16 protein-coding genes are annotated in these 25,373 nt (G+C 52.2%); 1 reads left to right on the top strand and 15 read right to left on the bottom strand.

The features are described 5' to 3' along the window. The 14 genes from glmS to mog form a co-directional block, all read right to left on the bottom strand. The gene (gene glmS, locus AVO41_RS04355; RefSeq protein WP_068583062.1) at positions 1-1,872 is read right to left on the bottom strand and encodes a glutamine--fructose-6-phosphate transaminase (isomerizing); all 1,872 of its coding nucleotides are present in this window, start codon (positions 1,870-1,872) and stop codon (positions 1-3) included. 107 nt (positions 1,873-1,979) lie between these two features. After that, on the bottom strand, positions 1,980-4,604 hold the full coding sequence (locus tag AVO41_RS04350; RefSeq protein ID WP_235584656.1) for a bifunctional diguanylate cyclase/phosphodiesterase: 2,625 nt from the start codon (positions 4,602-4,604) through the stop codon (positions 1,980-1,982). Between the two features lie 124 nt (positions 4,605-4,728). Continuing rightward, on the bottom strand, positions 4,729-5,910 hold the full coding sequence (locus AVO41_RS04345; RefSeq protein ID WP_068583055.1) for a glycerate kinase: 1,182 nt from the start codon (positions 5,908-5,910) through the stop codon (positions 4,729-4,731). Further along, positions 5,911-7,755, bottom strand: a complete 1,845-nt coding sequence (locus tag AVO41_RS04340) for a sugar phosphorylase (protein ID WP_068583053.1) — start codon at positions 7,753-7,755, stop codon at positions 5,911-5,913. A 20-nt stretch (positions 7,756-7,775) separates the two neighbouring features. After that, on the bottom strand, positions 7,776-8,990 hold the full coding sequence (locus AVO41_RS04335; protein ID WP_068583050.1) for a glycosyl transferase: 1,215 nt from the start codon (positions 8,988-8,990) through the stop codon (positions 7,776-7,778). Then, positions 8,983-9,771: a mannosyl-3-phosphoglycerate phosphatase gene (locus AVO41_RS04330; protein ID WP_068583045.1), complete on the bottom strand. Its 789-nt coding sequence runs from the start codon at positions 9,769-9,771 to the stop codon at positions 8,983-8,985. Before AVO41_RS04330 ends, AVO41_RS04335 begins: the two co-directional genes overlap by 8 nt. A gap of 29 nt (positions 9,772-9,800) precedes the next feature. After that, positions 9,801-10,676 (bottom strand): hypothetical protein, encoded by an 876-nt coding sequence (locus AVO41_RS04325; protein WP_068583043.1) that lies wholly within the window; start codon positions 10,674-10,676, stop codon positions 9,801-9,803. 139 nt (positions 10,677-10,815) lie between these two features. Further along, a complete protein-coding gene (locus AVO41_RS04320) occupies positions 10,816-11,412 on the bottom strand; it encodes an ANTAR domain-containing response regulator (RefSeq protein WP_068583039.1) in 597 nt (198 codons plus the stop codon). Positions 11,413-11,629: 217 nt separating this feature from the next. Further along, a complete protein-coding gene (locus tag AVO41_RS04315; protein ID WP_068583037.1) occupies positions 11,630-12,808 on the bottom strand; it encodes a MalY/PatB family protein in 1,179 nt (392 codons plus the stop codon). 11 nt (positions 12,809-12,819) lie between these two features. Beyond that, positions 12,820-14,946: a 5-histidylcysteine sulfoxide synthase gene (gene ovoA, locus AVO41_RS04310; protein ID WP_068583033.1), complete on the bottom strand. Its 2,127-nt coding sequence runs from the start codon at positions 14,944-14,946 to the stop codon at positions 12,820-12,822. 78 nt (positions 14,947-15,024) lie between these two features. Further along, positions 15,025-17,691 carry a DUF748 domain-containing protein gene (locus tag AVO41_RS04305; RefSeq protein WP_068583029.1) on the bottom strand — a complete coding sequence of 889 codons (2,667 nt, stop codon included), beginning with the start codon at positions 17,689-17,691 and terminating at the stop codon, positions 15,025-15,027. An 81-nt stretch (positions 17,692-17,772) separates the two neighbouring features. After that, the gene (locus tag AVO41_RS04300) at positions 17,773-18,765 is read right to left on the bottom strand and encodes a carbonic anhydrase (RefSeq protein ID WP_235584655.1); all 993 of its coding nucleotides are present in this window, start codon (positions 18,763-18,765) and stop codon (positions 17,773-17,775) included. A gap of 12 nt (positions 18,766-18,777) precedes the next feature. Beyond that, positions 18,778-19,740: a 50S ribosomal protein L3 N(5)-glutamine methyltransferase gene (gene prmB, locus AVO41_RS04295; RefSeq protein WP_068583351.1), complete on the bottom strand. Its 963-nt coding sequence runs from the start codon at positions 19,738-19,740 to the stop codon at positions 18,778-18,780. Positions 19,741-19,751: 11 nt separating this feature from the next. After that, the gene (gene mog, locus AVO41_RS04290) at positions 19,752-20,312 is read right to left on the bottom strand and encodes a molybdopterin adenylyltransferase (RefSeq protein ID WP_068583021.1); all 561 of its coding nucleotides are present in this window, start codon (positions 20,310-20,312) and stop codon (positions 19,752-19,754) included. Between the two features lie 147 nt (positions 20,313-20,459). Between mog and lon the strand changes: the two genes are divergently transcribed. Beyond that, positions 20,460-23,195, top strand: coding sequence for an endopeptidase La (lon, locus tag AVO41_RS04285; RefSeq protein WP_068583018.1), 2,736 nt, complete (start codon positions 20,460-20,462; stop codon positions 23,193-23,195). Positions 23,196-23,338: 143 nt separating this feature from the next. Here lon and AVO41_RS04280 read toward each other — a convergent pair whose 3' ends face one another. Further along, complete coding sequence (locus AVO41_RS04280) at positions 23,339-25,240, bottom strand: 5'-nucleotidase C-terminal domain-containing protein (RefSeq protein ID WP_068583015.1); 1,902 nt, start codon at positions 25,238-25,240, stop codon at positions 23,339-23,341. Between the last annotated feature and the right edge of the window lie 133 nt (positions 25,241-25,373).

The following is a 25,373-nucleotide window of genomic DNA, read 5'->3' as shown; positions in this document are numbered from 1 at the left end:
TTATTCCACCGTCACCGATTTAGCAAGGTTTCGGGGTTGGTCCACATCCGTCCCCTTGATCAAGGCAACGTGATAACTTAATAATTGCAAAGGAATATTGAACGTAATCGGCGCCGTAATGCGACCGACGTTAGTCGTGGCTTTGACCACTTCAAACTCACCATGTGCGTCCACACCTGATTTTTCATCTTCAAACACAATCATGTGACCGCCACGCGCTTTTACTTCCTGAAGATTGCTCTTAAGCTTTTCCAGCAGATCGTCATTCGGTGCAATCGCCACGACCGGTATCTGTTCATCCACCAAAGCTAAAGGTCCGTGCTTTAATTCACCAGCTGGATAGGCTTCAGCGTGTATGTAACTGATCTCTTTGAGTTTTAAAGCTCCCTCAAGCGCGATCGGAAACATGGTCCCACGCCCCAAAAACAGAGCGGAGGTTTTGTCTGCAAAGCCGTTGGCGATTTTCGCAATCAACCCCTCATTCTCTAAGGTGTTTTTAACCAGGCCTGGTAATTTTTGCAACCCTTGAACAATCTTTTGTTCTTGCTCAGCCGACATACGCTGTTGCGTTTTGCCTACTGCCATGATCAATAACGCCAGCGCCACCAACTGAGTCGTAAACGCTTTGGTCGAAGCCACCCCAATTTCGGGTCCCGCATGGGTCAGAAAGGTCAAATCGGATTCACGCGTCAGGCTCGATTCCGGGACATTACAAATCGTCAGGGTTGGCAGGTTTTTTGCCGGTTTCAGCTGTTTGATTTGTTGCAAAGCCGCTAAGGTATCAGCGGTTTCGCCCGACTGACTCAACGTGATAACTAGGGTGTTATCACGCACCACTGGGTTTCGATACCGGTACTCACTGGCCACCTCGACCCGACAGGGCAAATCAATAATATCTTCAAACCAATACTGAGCCACCAGTCCAGCATGGTAGCTGGTCCCACAAGCGATGATTTGAACCTGCTCAATGGTTTTGAACAGCGACTCCGCTTCGTTGCCAAACGCATTAACCAATACTGATTCCTTAGTAATACGTCCTTCGAGAGTATCGGTCACCGCCTGAGGCTGTTCAAAAATTTCTTTGCGCATGTAATGGCGATGCTCACCCAGTTCAACAGAGCTGGCACTGAGCGAGGACTGTTTGACTGCACGTTCAACCGGGTTGCCCTGTGCATCAAATATGGTCACGGACTCACGGGTAATCTCAGCGATATCGCCTTCTTCCAGAAAAATAAACTGTTGTGTCACCGGCAACAAGGCCGACACATCGGAAGCAATAAAATGCTCACCAATCCCCACACCAATCACTAATGGGCTGCCTTTTCGCGCTGCAATCAGTGTACCCGGGTCTTCCACAGAAACCACGCCCAGAGCATAGGCGCCTTCAAATGATTGCACCGAGGCTTGAACAGCTTCCAACAATGATGCGGTATTTTGACGATTACGATGAATGCAATGCGCCACCACTTCGGTATCCGTCTGAGACGTAAACCGATAACCCAACTCAGTCTGACGCGTTTTCAGAGTTTGGTAATTCTCAATAATGCCGTTATGCACAACGGCAATGGTTTGGTTGCAAACATGCGGGTGCGCATTGTTTTCGGCCGGAGCGCCATGTGTGGCCCACCGTGTATGGGCAATGCCAACTTGCCCTTTTAATTCGCCTCCATCAGAGCCTCTGATTTTTGTTTCCAACGATGCGACCTTGCCCATTGATCGAACACGGCGAATCGAGACAGAATGATTTTCCTGTTTGGCACTCAAGACCGCCATACCAGAAGAATCATAACCACGATACTCCAATCGCTTCAGCCCTTCTAAAAGAATCGGTACAAGATTCCGTTCAGCGACCCCGCCAACAATGCCACACATAGACCAACCCAGAACTTATCCTTAAAAGGAAGATTTTAACAAAAACGGCCTTCTCTAAGTCACGAAAGTCCAAGATCAAGGTTGGTCAATCTGATGGATACACGGGTTTAAACGTCAGGCTTGGCTTTAAACAAAGTAAGCAAGTCAGGTGGAATATCTTTGAGCAAGTCAGCACTCGGGCGCGCCAATAGGAAGCCTTGCGCATAATCAATTCCCAGTTCCTGTACAAGTTTGAGCGTTTCCTCGTTTTCGATGAACTCGGCAATGGTCTGAATGCCCAGTGTTTTGGCCATGGACACTGCGCTCTCGACAAACGCCAGATCGATTTTGTTTTTGGTCATGTTATTGATGAATTCGCCTTCAATTTTGATGAAGTCGACCGGGAACCGCTTCAAGTACTGGAAAGACGAAAACCCGGAACCAAAATCATCAATGGCAAAACGGAAACCTTCCGCACGAAGCTCGCCCACAAATTTTTCAAGCAAGGCCAAATTGTGCACGGTCTCACGCTCGGTAATCTCAAACACAATTCGGTCATGCTCAAGTTGATACTTTTCGGTAAGCGCCAAAATTTTTTGAATGAACTCACCGGCCACAATCGCTTTGGGTGACAGATTGATAAACAGACATCCGTCATAGCCTTTGGCATTCATTTCAGCCAAAGCTTTGTCAATCAGAATCAAGTCCATCTGATTGACCAATCCCATGTGCTCAGCGGTTTCGATAAAGCGACCGGCGCTGACAAGCTCGGATTTCTGACGCAATCGCATCAGTAATTCGTGCACAGCCACCGATCCATCTTGCATGTTCACAATTGGCTGATAATGGGCCTCGATCGGCTCCCCCGTCTCGATCGCATCCATGATAAACAGACTCTGATCATTCGATTCCTTATAGACCTCCACCAGGTCATCATCTTCCGGAAACGACAGAGCATTCTTGCCATTGTCTTTGACACGGTAGAGCATGTTGTCAGCCACCATAAACAGGTCTTCTTTGTTGTCAGCGTGGTGTGGATAGATCCCAACCCCGATCGAACAAGTAATCGCCACAGCTCTGCCTTGCGGCGACATCAAGCGAACCTCCGCTGCATGCTCCAATACGGAACGGGCCACTCGAATCGCCTCTTCCTGGCCAGTTTCAGGCAAAATCACACAGAATTCGTCCCCCCCGTAACGGGCAAAGATGTCCCCTTCCCGCAGGGCTTTGCCAACGGTTTTGGCAAAGGCGATCAACATTTCATCGCCAAAACTGTGACCATACTGATCATTGATCAACTTGAAATTATCAAAATCGATCACCAGCAGCGCAAACTCATACGCATGGTTATGTGCACGCGCCACTTCATAGCCAAGCATTTCGTGAAATACACGCTGATTGAACAAATGCGTCAGAGGGTCACGCGTGGCATAATATTCCAATTCCTTCGTAAATTTATTAATGGCTTTGATCGACCCGATGACATTCACCAGGGTGGTCAAGATACTTTCCACCACCACCGAACGAGAGGAATCTTTGGGCGGTAGCGTTTCCACGCCCAACCCGACAACGCCGCCAATTTTAGGCTGATCGAGCACCAGACTTTTGCTCTGGGTTTTGATCGCGTGTTTCACTTTCAGGGGCTGGCGATCCGCATAAGTATGATTGACCTTGAACACCGAACTGGCATCAAAGATGGAGATCTGAGCCAGCGTGTCTTTGGCGTTTTGTTCAACCTCTGCCTTGACCGTTTCCGAGGGGTGCCCCAACCAGAAAATTTCAATCACGTATTGCTCGGAATCATCGGTACGAAACACCACAAAAAGCGTGTACAAAGGCAGAATCTTGTTGATCTCTTCCATCAGCACACAGATATGATGCTTCCAGTCCTTAATGATCTCGGAAGACAAAACCAGTCGATCCAACAACTGAATTTCAAAGTCCAGGATGTCACGATCGATGGCAATGTTTTTGATTTTGTCACCAAGCTGGTTCAGGCTCAGGTTCATCTGATTGAACTCTGCGTACTCAAACACGGCTTTGCCATGGGAAAGATTCTGCAGATCATCGACCTGCTGTATCGACACCACCCGGTCATTGAGCTCTTCCATGCTTCGAATCACGCTATTAGAAAAACGGCGCCCCACCCACCAGGCCAACAGGATTGGAATCGGCAACAGCAACAGCATCCAGACCACAAATTCGACCCGAGCCGGATGCAAAACTGCACCAATGTCTTGCTCGATCGCCATCACACCCAACACATCACCCACTTCGGCATTGGCATGACACTGCAGACAGTCCTGTTCTGCCTGCAAAGGATGGAGAATTCGAATCCAGTCCTCCTCCTCAATGACTGTCTTCTGGGGGTTAGCAAGCACCTGATCCATATAAGGCTGGATGGTTGGGGACAACATGGAGTCAAGCTTACCGAACTGTTCATTCACCAGTTCGGTTCGATAAATCGAATAGGACAGGCCTTGCTGATCATAGGTTTCCCAGATTTCCTGGCGAAAGTCCAGAAGCTGCGAACGGCTCCACCCCTGGCTCATGATCTGATACATATTATCGAATGAAAGACGACTTAAGGCCTGGGCATTATCAGCGCTTTGGTTATAGAACGTTTTAGAGACGATTTGAGAGGCGGCCAGCAAGGTCAGGCCAAAAATGGTGATTGCCGTGACCATCGCGCCCACTAACAGCGTCCGACTAAGTTTCTTTTTAGGCTTGATAAAGGAAAGGGGCGTTGGCATTAAGGCTCCGAGCTGAGATCGCATCACGTTTTGAAACAAAACAGCAACATTCTAACGACCCCACGCCAATATTGCATTGGCCCGTACTTTGAAAACCTTTTATTTTGATTTAGATCAATCCAAGTCACACACTTTGCAATGAATGAAGCCAACTTGGCCACAACGCATGCAACTGACACTGCAAACGACCGGGGGTCTGGCTCATAGCCTCCTGCAGTGACTCATTTTGGGGGGCATTCGCATTGATGGTATGTACCCCCTTAAAATACTGCCCCAGGATTTCAGCGTCTTCCAGGCGGCCACACAGAGCAAACGTCGGCACATTTTGCTGAGCCGCAAGCTTTGCCATCGCCACTGGCAATTTTCCCTTCAAACTCTGAGCGTCCAACTGCCCTTCCCCGGTAATCACCCCCTTAATCGGGTGCGACATCAAACTGTCGGCCAATCCCAAACGATCCGCCAGCAAGTCAAACCCTGGAATCAATCGCGCAGACAAAACCCCGACCAATCCGGCCGCCATTCCCCCTGCAGCGCCCCCTCCAGCCAGACTTTCAACCTCAACGCCCCATTGAAGGGTCAACACTTGTGCCAGTCGTGCCAGCCCGCTTTCAAGCACAGGATGCGACTGCGCTGTTACACCTTTCTGGGGGCCAAAAACGACCGTTGCCCCCTCTGCCCCCAACAATCGATTTTCCACATCACACGCCACCAACCAGTCCAATGACTGCAAACGTTCAACCGATGACACCAGGCCTGGTAAAAACGTCACCTTCTCCAGCTCGAACAGTCCGTCTGGGGTCTTTATGGCCTCATCTGACCCGTTTTGGAATTCAAACCCCAGTGCCCTTAACGCGCCCATCCCCCCATCATTGGTCGCACTCCCACCCAGACCGAGCACAATCGATTGAGCCCCCTGATGGATGGCATGGGCCAACACCTGCCCCGTCCCATAGCTGGTGGCTTGCAGCGGGTTGCGCTCTGCCTGCGTCAACCGAGGCAATCCACTGGCCTGAGCCATTTCAACAAAGGCGGTTTTCGTCGCGGGCTGCCAGCCATAAGCCACATCCACCCAGCGTCCCAACGGATCATGGGCTTTAAGCGTGACCTTTTCTGCCAGGCCTGCATGCACAAACGCTTCGACAAACCCTTCCCCGCCGTCGGACATGGGGCGTTCGATCAAATCAACTGGCAACTTCAACCGATCACGCACCGCGCGAACCTGCCGGCAGAACTCGACTGCGCTGAGCGACCCCTTGAACGAATCAGGCGCTATGAGCCAGGTTTGTCTGGGTTCAGGACCGCTCATTCAATCTGTCTCCGGTGCCCACAAAGCGGACACGTCATCCACCGTTTCCGGCATCAGCCAGACCGACTGATACGGCTGCATGACATATTTCGTCTCTGTGGCCGCGACACCGCCGTTATCCAGCAAATTAACCCAGTAATTGGCCTGATCCATGTCTTCGATCTGAGACAGGTCCAGAAATTTGATGTCCGACGTCAGGTTGTGAATGGCCAACAGCGGAAACCGCAGTGCCTGATCACCTTCGCCATTCCGCCAGAGCGCAAAGAAATCCGACCCCAGGTCCAAAACGGTTTGCGGGGTATCCGGGTGAAACGCCTTGTGTTTTTTTCGTCGCTGCAGAATATTGGTCAAACGCTTGAGCACCTCGGCGTTGGACGTCCGCCCACTTTCGATCAGCGCTTCAAGCGTATCCAGTGGCCAGCGCCGGCGGTTGATTGAGCGGGTGCGCCCGGTGCGTTCCACCCCTTCTTTGTCATTGGGGGTCGCCACCATGGAGTGGATGTAAAACGCTGGAATGCCCTGCAACGTCATCATAATATTCTGCGAACAGATGAAACGATCCACCTGCCACTGATCCGGCCCATCGGAATGCGCCGTTTCCCGAAACGCGGAAAACAAAGCAATATTGATTTCATAAGGACTCTGAGAGCCATCTGGGTTGGATTTATTGGTCACAAAGCCACCCAGTCGCTTCATATTGGTAATCAGGTCGTCCACTTCCCGTTGCGGCAGAATCCCCTCCACCGGGCGCAACCCAATGCCATCATGCGAAGCGGTAAAATTCAAAAAAGTACAGCCTTCCGGCGGCGGCGCCAGGTTTTGCGCCCAGTCAGTGAGGTATTGCCCATCCCCGCGGTGCAAGGCATGCAACACCAACGGTGCCAAGGCAAACTGATACACCATGTGCGCTTCATCCTGCTCACCAAAATAAGACAGATTTTCGGCATGCGGCACATTGGTTTCGGTGAGCAACAGGCTGTGCGGCGCCACCAATGTCATGACATCCCGAATCAGCTTGACGGCCTCATGCGTTTGCGGCAGATGAATGCAGTGGGTGCCTAGCTCTTTCCACAAAAACGCGATCGCATCCAGCCGAATGGTCCGCGCCCCCTTGTCGATGTACAACAAGAGCACTTCCAGCATGCGGACCAGCACTTCGGGGTTTTGAAAATTCAGATCAATCTGATCCTGACTGAAGGTGGCCCAAACCATCTTGCGACCTCGATGCGTATAGGCCGGCACCAACAGTGGCGTATTGCGAGGTCTGGTCACCATCGATACATCTTCATCCCCCTGCATCTCAATAAAAAACCGATCATAAGGCGCACGATTGGCTTTGTAATCGGTAAACCAAAGGCTTTCGCGCGAAATGTGATTAATGACCAAATCAAACATCAGGTCATAGGCCTTTTCCAGTTGCTCAATGTGGTGCCAGTCACCCAGGTCAGGATTCACCTGCGTATAGTCAATGACAGAGAAACCATCGTCCGAACTGTAGGGAAAGAAAGGCAGAATATGGACTTGGCTGATGCTCTGACGAATGTGCTTTTGAAGGAAATCCTGCAGTGTTTGCAGAGGCGCTTCGGCCAGAGCGCCAGATTCGTCTTCACGATAGAAGGTGTCGCCATACGTAATCAGAAACACATCTTTGTGCGACCATTTTGGGTGGTGTGCCTCATACGTTTCCTTCGCCGAGTGCACTCGTTTTTCCAACAACGGCTTAAGTTGCTCAAACGCGGCCTGCCCCCCTTTTTCAAGATAAAGCCGTTTCAGACGCGCCTTAATTTGCGCCATCAATGTGGACACAATGGTGTCGCCTTGATGTTTTTCTGTTGACTCATTCATGATTTGAATCCTTCAACCGATCAGTCAGCATTATCGGCCTCCACAGCCGCATGAATTTCAGCCAGAATACCGGGTTCGGCACTGATGACCCGATTCCAGTTAGGCATAAAAGGAATTTCACCGGGAGACGCCATAAAATCCTTGCCCGCCGACAGGATGTTCTCGGCAAAGAGTTCAATTACCTTTTCTTCCGAGTGCAGATCCACGCGCAATCCATTCATTTCGGCATCAAACGCATACGACTCCAACTGATCCAGAGCCGTGCGATAATATTTGGCACGCAGGGTCCGCAAGGTCGCCTGAGAAAACGTATGCCCCCGAACCGCCAGTTTGCGAAACAACGACTTGGCAATGTCCTGACTCATACGAGACAAGCCTGCCTGTTTGTCTTCAAACGACACCGTCTGGTGTTTGTGGTCGTACACATCCGCGATATCGACCTGGCACACCCGTCGGGTTGAATAGTTTTGACGCACTTCCGACAATACGCCGATTTCCAGCCCCCAATCGGAAGGGATTCGCAACTCTTTCAGGCACTGAAAATCCATGGCAAACTCACCTGCGAGGGGATAACGAAAGCTGTCCAGATAGGTGAGCAGTTCGTCCTGACCCACCACCCCTTTCAACGCCCGCAACAGAGGGGTGACCAGCAAACGTGACACACGCCCGTTCAATTTACCCTCGGCGTATCGAGGGTAATAGCCTTTTGAAAACACAAAGTTAAAGGTTGGGTGGGCCACCGGATACAGCAGACGAGCCAACAGACGACGGTCATAAGTCAGCACATCGCAGTCATGCAGCGCCACCACCTGTGCTTTTTTTGATGCCAACAGATAGCCAAAGCAATTCCAGACATTGCTGCCCTTTCCTCGTTCTTTGGGCGCCAGTTCTTCATGTTTCAAACGCTGTGTGATCGCCTGCATCCGGGGCCCGTCGTTCCAGACAATACGCGCTTTATCGCCCAAGTCGGCAAAATAGCGTTTGGCATGCTCAAACTGGGTTTCATTCGCCTGGTCAAGGCCGATCACGATTTGATTCAGATAAGGCACTTTCGTCAATTCTGCCACGATGTGCTTCAGTGCCGGTCCCTCCAGTTCACTGTATAGAGAAGGCAGAATCAATCCCAGTGGTTTCTGCTCACCAAAGCGGCACAGATCCGATTCCAGCGCCTCGACTGGACGATCGGTAATATTGTGGAAGGTGGTCACCGTTCCATTCTGAAAAAAATCACTCATACCCTTCTCCTTTGAAGTTCGCCATAACGGTGTTCACCCCTTCCACCCAGCCCTGAGGGGCCGGCTGTGTGGTAATCATTGCCTTTTCGACGTCCACAAGCGGCTGGGATCGGCTGGGATTGGCCACCACGACCGGGTAATCTGCATAGCGCAACATCGACAGATCATTTTCGCCATCCCCAAGCGCCACCACCTGGCAGGATTGCCCATTGGAATAATACGCCCGATTCAACCAGAAGTGCATGGCATCTGCTTTGTCGTGGCGTCCCATCACGTGATAAAAACGTCCGCCTTTTTGAAGCTGCAACCCTTCTCGGTTCAGGGCCGCTTCAAACGCCTCAAGCGCCGCTGGCGAATCCTGCCAGAGGATGGGTTCACTCACAGCGCGCTCCATGGACAACACCGCTTCCCCTTCTGATAGGTGGGTATGATTCATCACCTCGGACACCGACCAATCACCGAACCCCTCAAACTGCCAACCGTGTTTGCTACGCCAAAATTCCAACAGGCTGCGAATGGCGGCATAAGGCTCTCCAATCAAAAGCGGCTGACTCATGTCCGGCGGCAGGATGACCCCACCATTTTCACCAATGACAGGGCCTTCAAGCTTCAGTCGTTGTTGCCATTGCTTCAATTCAGCCAGGGTTTTACTGGAATTGAGCACCACAGGAATCTGTGCTTGCCGCAACCGCTCCAACATAGGCAGAATGGGTTCATAAGCATAATCGTCATGCCCTAACAGCGTACCGTCCAAATCGGTAAAGATGATCCACTTTGACACATCTTTCTCCTTTATTACTTAAACGCCCGTCATTCTGTTTTTTTATGGGCAACCGGCTGCGCTGTATTCCATTTGGCATAAAACGCCAGGGCCAGAATAATCAAAGCGATCCCGATGATTAAATACAAGGCGTACAGCATCTGGGCCGGGTCATTCAGCGCAATCTTGAACACCACCATCAATGCCTCAATGGACAATGCAATAATGATGGCAATCAAAAATTTAGACAACAGACGGGACTCATCCTTTTTATCGGCATACGCTTTAAAAAAGACTTCCCGTTCCATCAGTGTCTTGGCCAAATCAAAAATCGCCAGCCCCATGGTCAACGCCACAATGGGTTTGAACACGCTCTCCAAATCATAACTGCCTTCAATCAGCCACTGCCAGAAATAGTCATAAAAGGCATAACCGATTGACATCAAAGAGAAAAACATCAATGACAAGCCGATCCCAAAATAAAAGCTTTTGGTGATCTTGTTAAACAATGGATGCAATTCCACCAATCCCAACCGACGCAGTACCTCAACCACTGAAAAATCAAAAAAGTAGGTGGTCTCACCTTCCGAAATCATCATGGTTACACAGGATTTCCCTGTGGCTGAGCTGATATAAGGGGCGGTCAGCGACACCTCCTGGTCCTTGGTGTGAACGCGGGTCATCAAATACTGACGGTTTTTGCCCATTGCGTCCTGACCGATGGAATTGGCATAAATATTAGGCGAATTCTGAATATACTGCTCATCCGTGGTATAAACCAACTCCAGTGAGGGAAAGACACTGTAAAATTGTTTGAGTGTGTCAATGCCCGGGCTCATCAGGTGGCAGTTGTTTCGCAGGGTTTCAATCAGAAACTTCTCAATTTCAGATTGGTGGGCGTTGTAAAGACGGATAAACTCTTGCATTCAATTTGCTCCTTTATGAAACATGAAGCAATAAAAAAACCATCTTTTTATTTTATCGATTAAACAGTAAGTTAACGCAAATCCCTTACCGACAGCTCTTTAAATAAACAAAAACCTGCACCATAATAGACATTGACGCTCAAAATTGGCCAGATGAGTTGTTTAGCAGCTTTTGCGCAAACACGACCAGCTTCTGCCCTTCGTTCATCGCTTGACGGCGCATCCAGTGATAGGCCTCATTCTCACTCAAATTTTTCATCTGCATCAGGCGCCCTTTGGCCTGTTCGATCAGAGCACGTTGCTGAAGTTTTTCCCGAAGCTGGGTGTTTTCCTGCACCAGTCGCTTCAACTTTTTGTGAACCGTTTCTGCCTCCAGTAAGACACCTTCCACATCTTCCACATCGGAACAGAAGAAGACCCCTTTGTCCCGCAACGTTTCTTTCAGCGTCACCAGACCATGCGAGCGTTTTTCAGTCGCATACAGACAGACCACCGGCATGGCCAAGTGATCGCTCAATGATTCGTGTGCGGTGTCAAGACACGGCCAGGTACGAATGGTATTTTCCAGGCGCACGGCCTCATCCAGGTCCAGCAGCGATAGCGTCCACAAAACCGGATGGTCCGATTGCATCGTTTCAGGGGGGATGGATTGCGGTTGCCAGCCTTGGCGCTTGAGCATCGGGTACCAGGCCTGGTCAATTTGATCCTTGTCAGCGTAACACCAGAGAGGTTTCACTGTTTGCTCCTTTGCCTTGATCACACCTCAGCAAAACAGAATGCATACCAGCTGGCTCAAAAAATGTGAAAACAACCACTTACCGCAATCATGGATCAGACAAGACCGATCGAATGCACCAAAGATAACCAGTTCTCACCAAATTGAGCAAAACCAAACGGAAATCAAGCGCTTGCCCGAAGGCCATCGCAGGAGAAAAGAGTGGAACACCTGTGGCTCAGTGCGCTTCCAGCGCCTGGCGGAGTTGTTTCAAGGCCTGATCGAGCGTTTCGGTCGGCACGGCAAGATTCATCCGGGCAAATCCTCTGCCAGGCTCGCCGAAACTGAGTCCGTCGTTAAGACCCAGTCGTGCTTTGTCCACCAAAAAACGTTGAATGGCCTCGTGCGAGGCGAAGACTTGGGAGAAATCCAGCCAGACCAGGAATGAGGCCTGGGGGCGCATGACCCGAACCCGAGGCCAATACAGCCCAAAAAACGCTTCCAGACGATCCAGATTGACCGTCAGATGCGCCTGCAAGCGCGCCATATAATCACGTCCGGCTTGAGAATAAGCCGCTTCCAAAGCCACCAGGGCAAACAGATTGAGATCATGAATGGCGTTGCGCTTCAGAACCCGCTTGAAAACTTGGCGCAAACGAGGGTTGGCCACCAGGGCATAACCAATTTGCAGACCGCCCAGATTAAATGTCTTCCCTGGGGAGCTGAGGGTCACGGTTTGTTGTGCCACTTCGTTCGACAAACTGGCCATGGGCAGGTGTTGATGCGGTTCGAACACCAGATCGGAATGAATTTCGTCACTGATGATCCAAACCCGATGACGCAAACAGATGTCTGCCAAGGTCTCCAGTTCAGGGCGCGTCCAGACCCGACCGGATGGGTTTTGTGGATGGCAGAATAAAAAGGCTGCCACTTTGTGCTCCACCACCAGCTGCTCAAACCGTTCAAAGTCAATGTAATAACGCCCCTTGTCCAGTGTAAGCGGCGCCTCCACCAGACGACGGTCATTCAACTCGGGCGCCTGACGAAAAGGCGGGTACACGGGTGTCTGAACCAAGACCGCCTCACCCGGCTCGGTCAAAGCCTGCACAGCCAGCATAAAACCATTGGCCACATTATGCGTCCAAAGAATCTCGTCGGCTTCAATCTCAAGGCCTTTTTGCCTGTGCCAGTCGATCACCGCCTGATAAGCCGTTTTCGGTGTTTCCACATAACCTAGAATCGGATGTTGCAAACGCTTTTGCATCGCTTCGATCACGAAGTCGGGGGTGGGCAGATCCTGATCCGCCACCCACATTGGCAACACATCCAAGCGCCCAAACAAGCGTTCGCGCAGGTCGTATTTCTCCGAAGCCGTGCCTTCGCGATCAAGCCGATGTGTAAATTCTGGCGCGCTCATATCACTCGCCTCTAGCGCTTTTTCCAGAAGGTGATTTCTGACAAGGTATGCTGAAAGCGACGACCCGTTTCACGGATCACAAACGGCAGATCCCGAGGCGTGCCAACTGGCTCAAACTCAGACGCCAACAAGGCATGCAAGCCTTCCAGCGTGGTGACATTTTCGCCGGATTCAGGGTCTTTGTACCCGCCCAGCCAGTGCATTTTTTCGGTAAAGGTTTCCTGCCAGGTGTACGGGGAGCCGATCATCAAAAGACCGCCAGCATTCATACGTGAGCCGATCTCGGTCAGGAACTTGGCCGGTTCGTACATCCGATCAATCAGATTCATCGCCACCACCAGATCGTAACCGGTAAAAATCGGCTTCAAATTGGCCGCGTCCTGTTGCAGAAACTCACAGCGCTTTGCCGTGGACTCAAGCCCGAAGTCTTCCAACACCTGCTCTTTGAACTCGACAATCTCACCTTCCTTGGGAAGCGTGTAAAGCAAATGCCCACGCGTCTGCATTTCAATGGCTTTCTGGATAAACCGCGCGGAAAAATCCAGTCCGGTCACGTCTGCAAAGACCTGAGCCAGCTCAAAGCTGCCCCGTCCAACCGAACAGCCGACCTCCAGCACTTTCAGATCCGTGCGCCCACCGAAATCGGGGTCACGACGCACCGCATCAATCGCCATCGCAGCATAGGCTTTGGGGAAGTTTTCCACATCAAAATAACGATCGCCATAATGGAATTCACAATATTGCGACACCTGTGCATCGGTCTCATAGGTGGAAAACTCGGTTTGCACCGGCGCATCGGATTCAATGTAGCGGAACCCGGCATGCTGGAAAAAATGACGGCGAAACGCGTAACGCGAGTGGCCGTTGATTTCATTGCCCGTGGAAATCCAGCAGCCGCCTTTAAACAGGTTGTGCTCGTTATCAAACGTTGGCGTGGTGAAGTCATCATACAATGGATGCACATCAAACCCTTCGTACGGATACATCGGGGTTACGGTCCACTGCCAGACATTACCGACCACGTCATAGAACCCGCCACACTCAAACCGGTCCACCGGCGTGGAGGAGGCATACTGTTGCAAATTGATATTGGCCTGGTCTTGGCGTGCCAGAGCCTGAGTCTGATCACGCAAGCGCAGATACTCATCCTCACTGGGCAGACGGATCGAGCGCCCGGTTTCAGCCGCTTTCCAGTTACAAAACGCTTCGGCTTCATGAAAATTCACTTCCACCGGCCAGTTCCACGGCATGGGGATTTCAGTGGTCATGCAACGCAAATGCCAGCCATCGGCCTTGTTCACCCAAAAAGTCGGGTGTTTGTCCGGCGTAAAGTCACGCCAGCGGTTCCCCTCTTGCGACCAATGATCACTGTTTTCATAGCCCCCGGCCTCTACAAACGCCAGAAATTCCTGATTGGAAACCAGAAAGCGACTGGCCTCAAACCCTTCCACATTGGCTTCGTGAAATCCGTATTCATTATCCCAGCCATAGGTTTCAGCGGGATCGTGATGATCCACTTTCACCAGGCCTGGTGAAACCGGTAACAGCGTGTTCTCTGGCGCGGGGCCGGCATCGGGACAGACCGGGAACAAGGGGTGATCTTTCACTGACGACAACGGCAACTGACGAATCAGCACCGAGGAAGTTTCCAAATGGATGCGTTCGTGCTCAATGCCCATCATCACCGGCCACATCGGGCTTTCCCAATCAATCGGCAATGAAAAATCCACCCGGTCGATCAGATCATTCACCGCGCGTTTGACTTGGTCCCGGTAGGCACGCACCGCGTCCACCGACGGCCAGTCATAGTGAGAATCGTCCAGGTCGTCCCAGGACATTTCGTCCACACCGATGGCACACATGGATTCAATTTTCGCATTGATGCGCTTTGGCAACAGACCGGCCAGCACCAGCTTATTGGTAAAGAACGTGGCTGTGTGACCGAAATAAAAAATAAGCGGATGACGCAGTGAACAGGGTCGCTCGTAAAACACCTCATCAGACACGAGGGTTTCAAACAGGGTCTCATAGGCGTCCCAGGTTTCATTGAAATAGGTTTTGATTTCACGCCGCTTGGCCTCAACCGAGCCTTCTGTCAGAATCACAGGTTTGGAGATTAACTGTTCTGGCGATAACATGCTTGGCACTCCTCATTCTTTTGCGCCAATTGTACAATAAATGTATAGATATTATAAAAGAGTTTCATCCCAGCGACTTTAAAGCCCCAGCAGAACCCCCGGCTTGTCCAGATCGCGTTCCTTTGGCTGACAAAGCGTTAGCTGACTCGCAGCCAGCCCCCCTTCCTGCATCAAAAACATTTCAACTTTTTGCTGCCGTGTCTGCGCCAATTGCAGAAGTTTTTGTGACAAGACCTCTCCGGTCAATTTTTTATGTTGCCAATACTGCCGATCAGAGGGCGTAAAGTAACCACAAAGGTTTAATAATAATTCCGGCTGTTTTTGGACGACCTTTGCCACTTTGAGCAGATACTGCTGCATCGGCTGAGTCAGATCGGGTTTTCCGGGCGCAAATACCACTGGCTCAAAGGTCATGGCCGTAGCCTTGTTGAACGCATATTCAGCCGCGAGATAAATGGCGCCATAGGGCTGCAAGGCCAAGGCCAACATGGTTTTGGTGCCGCCACGGATGGCCTTGAACAAGGCCGTTTGAATCACATCATCCAGTTGAAATTCGGGGCTGTCAATACGCCCCTGAATGGGAACGTCCAGTTCAATTCGATCATTCTTGTCGCGCAATAAGTTCAAACCGACCTGAATGCCACTCAGACCGGCTTCACCCTGCCCATCAACCAATTGAAACCCATTTAAAAACAGCCGGTTATTGGACTGAAGTTCACCTTCCTCAATCTGTCCGTCTGTGTTCAAAGACAAACGACCGCGCTCTACCGCCAAATCAAGAGCCGTTTCAATCAAAGAGGAATAAGGGTAAAGATCAAGATGGCTCAGGGTCACGTCAAACGTTGTGTTTTGATAGGGTTGCAACCAGGTGCCCTGCAACGAGGCATCAAGCTCGGCTCGCTCATTGATTTGTGCTTTCAGTTCAATCGGCGTGGTTTGATCCGGTTGAGTTGAATCCAGGCGTCCCATTTCCAATGACGACAGCGTGAAAAGCGTCTGGATAAAACGCGCCTGGGCTGCCAGCTCAAGATGAAGCGCCAGATCATTGACTTGCAAACCAGCCAGACCCCAGCTCACAGACTCTGATGCTGGCTCAGCAGGCGCATCGGTTTCGGTCCGAGGCTTCTGTGCGGCAGCGTCCGTCCCCATAAGCGGGCGCAACCTTTCCCACTGGCGTAATCGCTGATTGGCATCAAGCGTGGCGTGAATGTCGCCTCCCTCAATCGTCACCAAACCGGCCGACAGGCGAGGCGTCTCACCTTCCTGAAACGTCACGTCCGGTACGGTCAGGGTTTCCAGCGACACCCAGTTCTCGATGGTTTCCGCACCGGTTTTTTGGTTGGCCTCGCCCAAAGCGCCGACGCTCAATGCGTTCACCGCCACCTGATTCAAGGAGACCGTCAGCCCTGTATGGTTTGCTTGCGGCTGACGCGTGACTTGGTAATCACTGTGCAAACGCTTAATGTGAGCCCATTCTTTGGGCGCATCGCTGGAAGCCAGAAGCGTTGCCATGCTCATTTGAGTCAGCGTAAGCTGACCATGCGAGCGCAATGACATGGCGTTGGGTTGCACGCCCTGACCGGACACGCTTCCTTGCCACGCCAGACGTTCCAACTCAGGGCGGTAATGGGCAACCTGCCCTGCAACCCCCGTCATCGACAACGTGCCTTGCGTCTGCCAGGCCAGTGGAAGGCTTGCATGATCTTGACTGGGAATGGCGGCCTCGGCTGTTCCTTGCCATTGCAGCCCTCGCCATGTCAGCGCCTGCGCATCGGTGCGGAGCCTGCCCCCCTTCAAATCAAGGCGTCCGTCTGCACTCAGCTGGTTGGTTTTGGCATCAAGACGTGCGTTGACTTGCCCGGACCAGTCAAAGCCATCGGCCTGAATGAGGGACTGAGGCGCCACGGAAACCGAGGGGTCAACCAGTGCCAAAGCCCCATCCCATTGAAAACGACGTTTCCCATGGTGCCACTCAAAGTCGCCATTCATGGCGAACTGCCCGCTTATCTGGCTGTCTGATGCCGGTAACAGTGTTTGCCAGTCAGACAATGCCAGCGCATTCAGTCCTAGGGTACCAGCATAGACCGGCGCTTGAGCAAAAGGCGTGGCCGCCAGTTTCAGATTCAATCGAGCATCGGCGCGAGAAGGCTGCACCAAAAGCGCCTCCATGACCAGTTCGGCCGAGCGCTCCGGTTGCCAGCTTTGTAAACCGTTAAGCTGCACTTGTTTTAATTGAAATGTATGCTGGGTATGGGGGCGTTGCACAATCACCTGAAGCTGATCGATGCGCAGCGCATCAATGCCGATTCCCCAGCGTTGTGCTTTGCCCGCTTCCACATCCGAAGGTGAGGGAGCTGCGCCATCCGGCAGACGCCATCCGGCAATGCGAAGCGGTCGGGCCGAATCATCCAGTTCCACCGTGACCTGTGCCTGACTCAGGTGTAATTGCTGTACCAACCAGTTGCGTTGCCACAGAGCGCCCCAACTAAGATCCAAAAGTAAGCGATCGAATGCCAGTGCCGAGGTTTGTTTGGCTTCAATGCGTAACCCGGAAACGGTGACCCGACCGGCCCACCATCCCAACGTCACCTGGTCAACTTTGACCTGCGCCTGAGTTTGCTTTTCCAGTCCCCAGATCAAAAGATGTTTGGCAGCACTGGGGGCCAGGGCCCACAAGGCCACAAAAACCCCCAATGCAAGCCATGTGCGACGGTACTTTGTCAAACGACGCCAAAATCGGTTCATCTTAATCACCAGGCCTGGTAAAAACTAAAGGACCACGAATCAAGCCAGAGCGGTTGTCGGGCTCGCTGATCACCCCTCCCGTCAGGGCGTGTAGTAAAACGGGTAATCTGCCGCTTGCTCGGACTCATCCGGCCAGGATTTAAGCAATGTGCGTGCCTTCAAGGGTTGAACCGGGCGCGCATTGTTGCCCAGATATTCTTGCAGACGAGTGAGCTGACTCACCGAAGCCTCAAGCGGCTGATCAAACACCATCCAGTAAACGCTTTCGGTGCAAGGCGGGTGCGCCAGCGACCCATGGTATTTGTAAAATTTGCGCGAAGGCGGAATAAAATCCGTTGCCGGCAATTTAACGCCCTCGTTCACCCGCTCCTGGTTCATTTCACCGGGCAAATTCGACAGCACCGTCTCGAGCGCTTCATTGGCCTGACCTTCTCGAAACAGCACGGCCACATTCACATAATTGCCCTCTCCGTCTTTGTGCACCCATTGCAGTTCTGCCGGATAGGCAAACCCATCTTTCTGATGTTCCGAAGGGGTGTGAAACTCGTAGTGGATCAGTTCATAGCGTCGATTCTGCAATCGCACGTAACTGCCGACCGGCACATTGACCTTGAGCCGCTTGCCATCAAATTCGGTTTTAAGCACCGTTTCGCGGTAATGCACATCAAAACCGGGCAAACCGGTGGTGCCAACCGCGCCTTGACGCTTGAGATTGATAGGGGATTGAGACTGTCCCTCCCCGCACAGAGCATAACGTGGTGAAAGCTCTGCCCAGTGACGCGGGGCCAGCTCATCATGATAGCCCCATTCCGGCGGTTTCTGCTTGTCCGCCTGATCCTCAGCATTCGCCTGCTTTTCTTTTTGTGTCATCCCGCCCTTATCCACCTCCGGCTCATCCGATGGCAGGTTACTTTCCCGGTTGGGTTGCATCGGCGCACTCCCTTGCGCTTCGGCGCCCAGATTCAACAACGGCTCCTCGGCGTGAACCGGCCATGCCAGACCCAACGTCACGGCAATGACAAAAGGTCGCCATGGCACAACACGGAAAGAGAAAGACAGGTGGTCATCCATCATAGACACGTCCTTTTATGATGAGGAGGGTAATTCAGGGTAAATTCCCGGTGCTTTTCGGGCCTGCAAAACCGCATCAAACGCCTCCAGTTCCGACTTTTGCAGGGCAAACACTCCTTCGCCTCCCTGCTCAAACTCAAACCAATAAAACGGCAATTCCGGATACGCCTGCACCAAATAGTGCTGGCTGACTCCGACTTCCACAATCAGCGTGCCGTCTTCGGTCAGATGATCGCTGGCCTCAGCTAGGATACGCCGGACCAGGTCCAGTCCGTCATCCCCCGCCGCCAGGCCCAAAGCCGGTTCGCGTTGAAATTCCGGCGGCAGATGCGCCATTTCAATGGCATCCACATAAGGCGGGTTGGAGACAATCAAGTCGTATTGCTGCCCGGACAGAGCCGAGAACAAATCCGATTTCACCACCGACACGGCCTCCTCCAGCTGATAGCGGGCAACATTGCGCTTTGCCACCGCCAGTGCTTTCGGCGAAATGTCTGCCAGATCAACCTGCGCATTGGGGCAGGCCTGCAAACTGGCAATCCCGATGCAACCACTGCCGGTACACAGATCCAGAATGCGCGTGACCGCATCCGGATCGACCCAGGGCTGGTAGCGTTCGGCGATCAACTCAGCAATGGGAGAGCGCGGTACCAACACCGAGGCGTTCACGTAAAAACGCAACCCCGCAAACTGTGCCTCGCCCACCAGATAGGCCGCCGGTTCCCGACTTTCGATGCGGTGACGGAATAAGTCTGTGATCTGTTGTTTTTCCTGCTGAGTCAGGCGACAGCGGTAGATGTCTTCCGGCACATCCCAGGGCAATGCCAGAGGGTGAAAAACCAACAGCTTGGCTTCGGCAAAGGCATTGTCCGTGCCATGACCGAAACACAAATCCGCGCGACTGAACAGAGTAGCACCCCAGCGAATGAAATCGTTGATGGTTTCCAGCGTGTCCGATTGATATAAAAAATTGGTCATGGCCGGATCAGTCACCCCTGAGCCGGTTTCTTGGCGTGTTTGGGACGAAAGGCTTTGCAAACCGACTCATCGGTTTCCAGGTAGGCACCTTCTATCAGGTCAATGCAATAAGGCACCGCCGGAAAAACCGCTTCCAGACACTCTGCAATCGCACTGGGCTTGCCGGGCAGGTTGATAATCAACGAATGCCCACGTGTCCCGGCAATCTGTCGTGACAGAATTGCCGTGGGCACATACTGGAGCGACACCGCGCGCATTTGTTCAGCAAAGCCGTCCAGAATTTTGTCACACACCGCTGAGGTGGCTTCCGGCGTCACATCACGTTTGGCAGGGCCCGTGCCACCGGTGGTCAGAATCAAGTCACAGCCGATTTTGTCCGACAGTTTTTTTAACGTCGTTTCAATCAAGGCCTGATCATCGGCAATCACATGCGAATACGCCTCCCAGGGTGACGTCAATGCGGACTGAATCCATTCTTTCATCGCCGGACCGCCCAAATCTTCGTACTCACCCTGACTGGCACGATCTGAAACGGTCACAAACCCTATTTTTGCGGCGCGGGCTTCACTCATATTACCTCCATCTTTTTACTCATCATTGTAACGAGCACGCGCCCTGTTTGCTCGGTTTTTTGCGCTGTCTCAGCGACCGGGGTTGAAAGCCGGAAAATGCGCCCCATAAAATGCACATCGAAAACCAAACCAATACAAAATGGAACTATGGCGGATCACGACTCCAACCAACCAAACCCAGACGATGAACCAACCTTTGATCGTTCGGATGAACGCAACGGGGCAAGCGAAACCAGTCAGGAATCGGACCCCGTCGACATCGAATTCACCGAATTCTATGACGGCATCTCTGAGGCCATCCCCGAACTGGCGAACGAAGACGAGGCATCGCTTGAGAATGAGGCCGATGCAGAACCCCCACTGCAGGGAGAACACATCGTCCATGATTCGGACGCCGATGACGCCGACACCTCCGACGAGCCAGCCTATGATCAGGGCTCGCTGCAGGAAGCCGCCAAAGCCATCACCAGCCTGGTGGCAGCCAACCGTTCCCGTCCGGGACGATTGTTTCTGCTGCCCATTAAAGACCGCCCCTTTTTTCCGGGCCAGACCCTGCCCATCGTCCTTGATCGAGAGGCGTGGGAAGAAACCTTAAACCAGGTAATGGACGCAGGCCAGCACTACATCGGTGTGATCTATGTCGACACCGACGACCATCATCGTGCTTTGGCAGACGATTTTGCCCAGACCGGCACACTGGTTCGAATCCATGATCCCAAAATGCGGGACGATTACATCCAGCTGGTCGCCGAAGGCATCTGCCGTTTTCAGGTTGATGAATGGATTCAGGACAAAGCACCTTATCAGGCCTACGTTACCTATCCCAAAGACGTTCGCAGCGGCAGCAACAAAGAATACAAAGCCTATGGCCTCGCCATTATGAATGCTTTCAAGGAGCTGTTGCCGCTGAATCCCCTTTACAGCGAAGAATTGAAGTATTTTCTCAACCGCTACAGCGCTTCCGATTCGGAACACCTGGCCGACTTTGCCGCCAGCCTGACCGCGGCCAGCAATGATAAGCTCCAAAACCTGTTGGATACGCTCGACCTGAGCGAACGGCTTGACAAGGTACTGGCCCTATTCAAACACGAAATCGAAGTCACCAAGCTGCAGTTCAACATTCGTGAGCGTGTGGAAGAAAAACTGACGCAACAGCAACGTGAATTCTTTCTGCATCAGCAACTCAAAGAAATTCAGAACGAGCTGGGCATGGTCAAAGACGACCGGACTGCGGACGCCGACCTGTTTCAGGATCGCATGAAAAAACTGGTCCTGAGTGATGAGGCAAAAACCAAGGCGGATGAAGAACTCGACAAAATCCGCCTCCTTGATCCGCAATCACCCGAATACGGCGTGGCACGAAACTGGCTCGATTGGGTCACACAACTGCCCTGGGGTCAATACAGCAAGGACAAACTCAACCTCAAACGTGCCCAGAAAATCCTGGACCGAGGCCATGACGGTCTGGACGATGTCAAAGATCGGATTCTGGAATTTCTGGCTGTGGGCGCCCTGAAAGGAGAGATTTCCGGTTCCATTATCTGTCTTGTGGGCCCGCCAGGGGTGGGCAAGACCTCCATCGGCAAATCGATCGCCGAAACCCTGGGGCGGACCTTTTACCGATTCTCGGTCGGTGGCATGCGTGACGAGGCGGAAATCAAAGGACACCGACGCACCTACATCGGTGCCATGCCAGGCAAATTCGTTCAGGCCCTCAAAGACACTGGCAGCGCCAACCCGGTGATCATGTTGGATGAAATCGACAAAATCGGCGCGTCCTTTCAGGGGGATCCGGCCTCGGCATTATTGGAAGTTCTGGACCCGGAACAGAACCATGATTTCATGGATCACTTTCTGGACGTGCGCTTTGACTTGTCCAAAGCCCTGTTTGTCTGTACTGCCAACACGCTGGACACCATTCCCGGTCCCTTGCTGGATCGCATGGAAGTGATTCGCCTATCCGGCTACATCACCGAAGAAAAAATTCAAATCGCCAAACATCACCTCTGGCCCCAGCTGCTGGACGAAGCGGGCTTAAGCAAAAAAGAATTGTCAATCACCCCGGCCACTTTGCGACACGTGGTGGAGGGTTATGCGCGTGAAGCGGGTGTGCGTAATTTGAAAAAACAACTGGCTAAGCTGATTCGAAAGCTGGCGATTCGTTTTGTCAAAAAAGAACTGACACAGTACACCATTCACGTGAATGATCTGGAAGCGCTTTTAGGACAACCCCGGTTCACTCCGGAAAAAACGCAACAGAGCATCGGCACCGTGACCGGACTGGCATGGACCTCAATGGGCGGTGCAACACTGACCATTGAAGCGTCGCGTGTCCACACCCAAAATCGTGGATTCAAACTGTCGGGACAATTGGGCGATGTGATGCAAGAATCAGCCGGCATCGCATTCAGTTACGTTGCCTCCAACCTGGAAACCTTCAAAGCCGATCCGGAATTTTTTGACAAAGCATTCGTGCACCTGCATGTGCCCGATGGCGCAACGCCAAAAGATGGTCCCAGTGCGGGGGTCACCATGGCCACGGCGTTGCTTTCTCTGGCACGCAATGAACCCATCAAAACACCTCTGGCCATGACAGGCGAACTCAGCCTGACCGGACAGGTCCTACCGGTGGGTGGCATTCGTGAAAAAGTGATCGCTGCACGGCGCATTGGCATCAAAACCGTGATTCTTCCGGATGAAAACCAGAAGGATTATCACGAACTGCCGGATTACTTAAAAGAAGGCATGACGGTTCACTTTGCCAAGCAATTCGAAGACGTCGCGCGTCTGACGTTTGCCATCCGCAGCAAATCCAATGCCCTCAAACAGTATGAACAAAGACTGCTGGACCAGGCCGAACATCACAACGACACAACCCCCTGACCTTTTAACCAGGCCTGGTCATTATCACAACTGACACGGGGCTGACCGGTTAAAACTCAGGGATGTGCCCATAAAAAAAGCCGCTAAAAAGCGGCTTTTTTCATATCAGGGTCAGCGAACGTGACCCTTTGCGATGGACCGGCTTAGGCCAGTTCACCATCGTAGTCAGCCAGACCTGGGTTGTCTTTAACACCCACCAGCTTCGGATGGTTCACTTTGGTCAACTTGGCCTTGCCTTCATTGCGGCGCAGATAGTCCGCCACGATGTCCCAAATTGGGCGGCCCGGACCGGTGGTATCCACCTGAGCCCAACCAGCAACGGTGTAGCTCTCTTCCGGCTTCACCGGCGTGCCATCATCCAAACGAATATCTGAAATACGGTTACCAAACTCAGCATTTGGTGTACAGGTGTAATCCATACCACCGATACGAACCATGTCACCACCGGATTGCAGGTAAGGGTCTTTCTGGAAGATGTTTTCACACACGCCTTCCATCATGTCCTTTATTTGCGCCCCAGTCATTTCGGTGCTGTAGGTTTCACCGTAAGTCATGGAGGTTTCGTCCATCACACGTGCCATGGTAATGGTTTCACCCGCCAGGATGGATGTGCCCCAGCGAACCCCGGCAGACAGAGCAATTTGAGTACCATACTCTTCACGCAAAGCGTTCACGATGATCTGGTCCCAAGTCCCCATGAAGTTACCGCGGCGGTACAGAACGTCTTCAGCCGTGCCAAGCTCTTCGCTCAGGATTTCGCCATAGGTTTTACCCAAACGGTCTTTGTTGACCGCAAACTCAGGGTTGCGTGATTCAACAATGTTTTCGTCGTAAACAGTGTTGTCCAGATCATCAATAAATTTCTGCATTTCTGGATCAGCTGGCAGAGCGTTGGAGAAGATCGGCAGCAGGTTGTAGTTCACACCTTGCAGTTTGCCGTTTTGAATATCCAGATCCATTACCCCGATGAACTTGGCATTGGAACCGGCATTGGTCACATAACAAACACCGCCGTCAGGGCGCTTCACGTCAACGGTTGAAGGCATGCCGTCATGCGTGTGGCCGCCGAAGATCGCATCAATACCAGCCACCTGACCGGCCATTTTGATGTCTACGTCCATACCGTTGTGAGACAGCATCACGATGGCCGCCACATTTTCATTGTCCTGGATATTCTTGACCGTTTCCTGCAGATCCTTCACACGCAGACCAAATGACCAGTCCGGGAAGTTTTCCTGAGGGTTGGCGTTGGCGGTACGCGGGAACGCCTGACCAACGATGGCCACGCGCTCACCGTTGATTTCTTTGACGGTATAAGGCTTGAACGGACGCAACTCGTCTTCGTTGTACATGCCCAGCCCATTGTGCTTGTCAACCAGGTTGTAGTAATCATCCGAGAACAAAGACATGTCTTTGATGCGGACGTTCTGTCCCAGGAATTCGCCATTGAAACGACCGACGTTGGTCAAAACTTCGTCTTGATTGTATGTGAACTCCCAGTGACCGACCATGACGTCAACGCCCATGATGTTTGACGCGTCAACCATGCTCTTGCCACGGGTCCACAGAGCCGTCGCGGAACCATGCCACAAGTCGCCACCGTCCATCATCACAGTGTTCTGACGACCACCGGCGGCTTCACGCAAACGCTCGACCGCAGTTTTCAGGTGCGCAAACCCACCTACTTTACCGTATTGCTCGGCCGCTTCCTGGAAGTTCAGGTAAGTGAAGGCATGTGCTTCAGGCGTATTAGGTTTGATGTCGAGCTTTTCCAGCAGGTTCTCGCCCACAACGTGAGGCAGTTTGCCGAAAGCAGGACCGATGCCCAAGTTTACGTTTGGCTCACGGAAGTAAATTGGCTTCAACTGCGCATGGCTGTCAGTCATGTGCAACAGGCGAACATTGCCTTTCATCGGCAGTTTGTACATATCATCCGACAATTCGCTGCCGGGCTTACCGGACATGGCTTTGGCCGCGCCTGGCAGCATTCCTGCTGCAGCCGCCATCGACATTACATGAAGAAATTCACGACGATTTAGAGACATAGTGTCCTGCTCCGTTCAAGTTTAATAAAGAGATTTAATTTCGATTCGGTGTCACCGGTGGCAATGCGCCGCCGACAAAGTTGATATACATTAAGTTTCGCGGCGCCAAAAGTCAAATAAAGCACAGTTATCT

The sequence above is a fragment of the Thiomicrospira sp. WB1 genome, from assembly GCF_001507535.1.
Lineage (GTDB): Bacteria > Pseudomonadota > Gammaproteobacteria > Thiomicrospirales > Thiomicrospiraceae > Hydrogenovibrio.
Note: the sequence above shows the minus strand (reverse complement) of the source record. Positions and strands in the feature narration are given on the sequence as shown.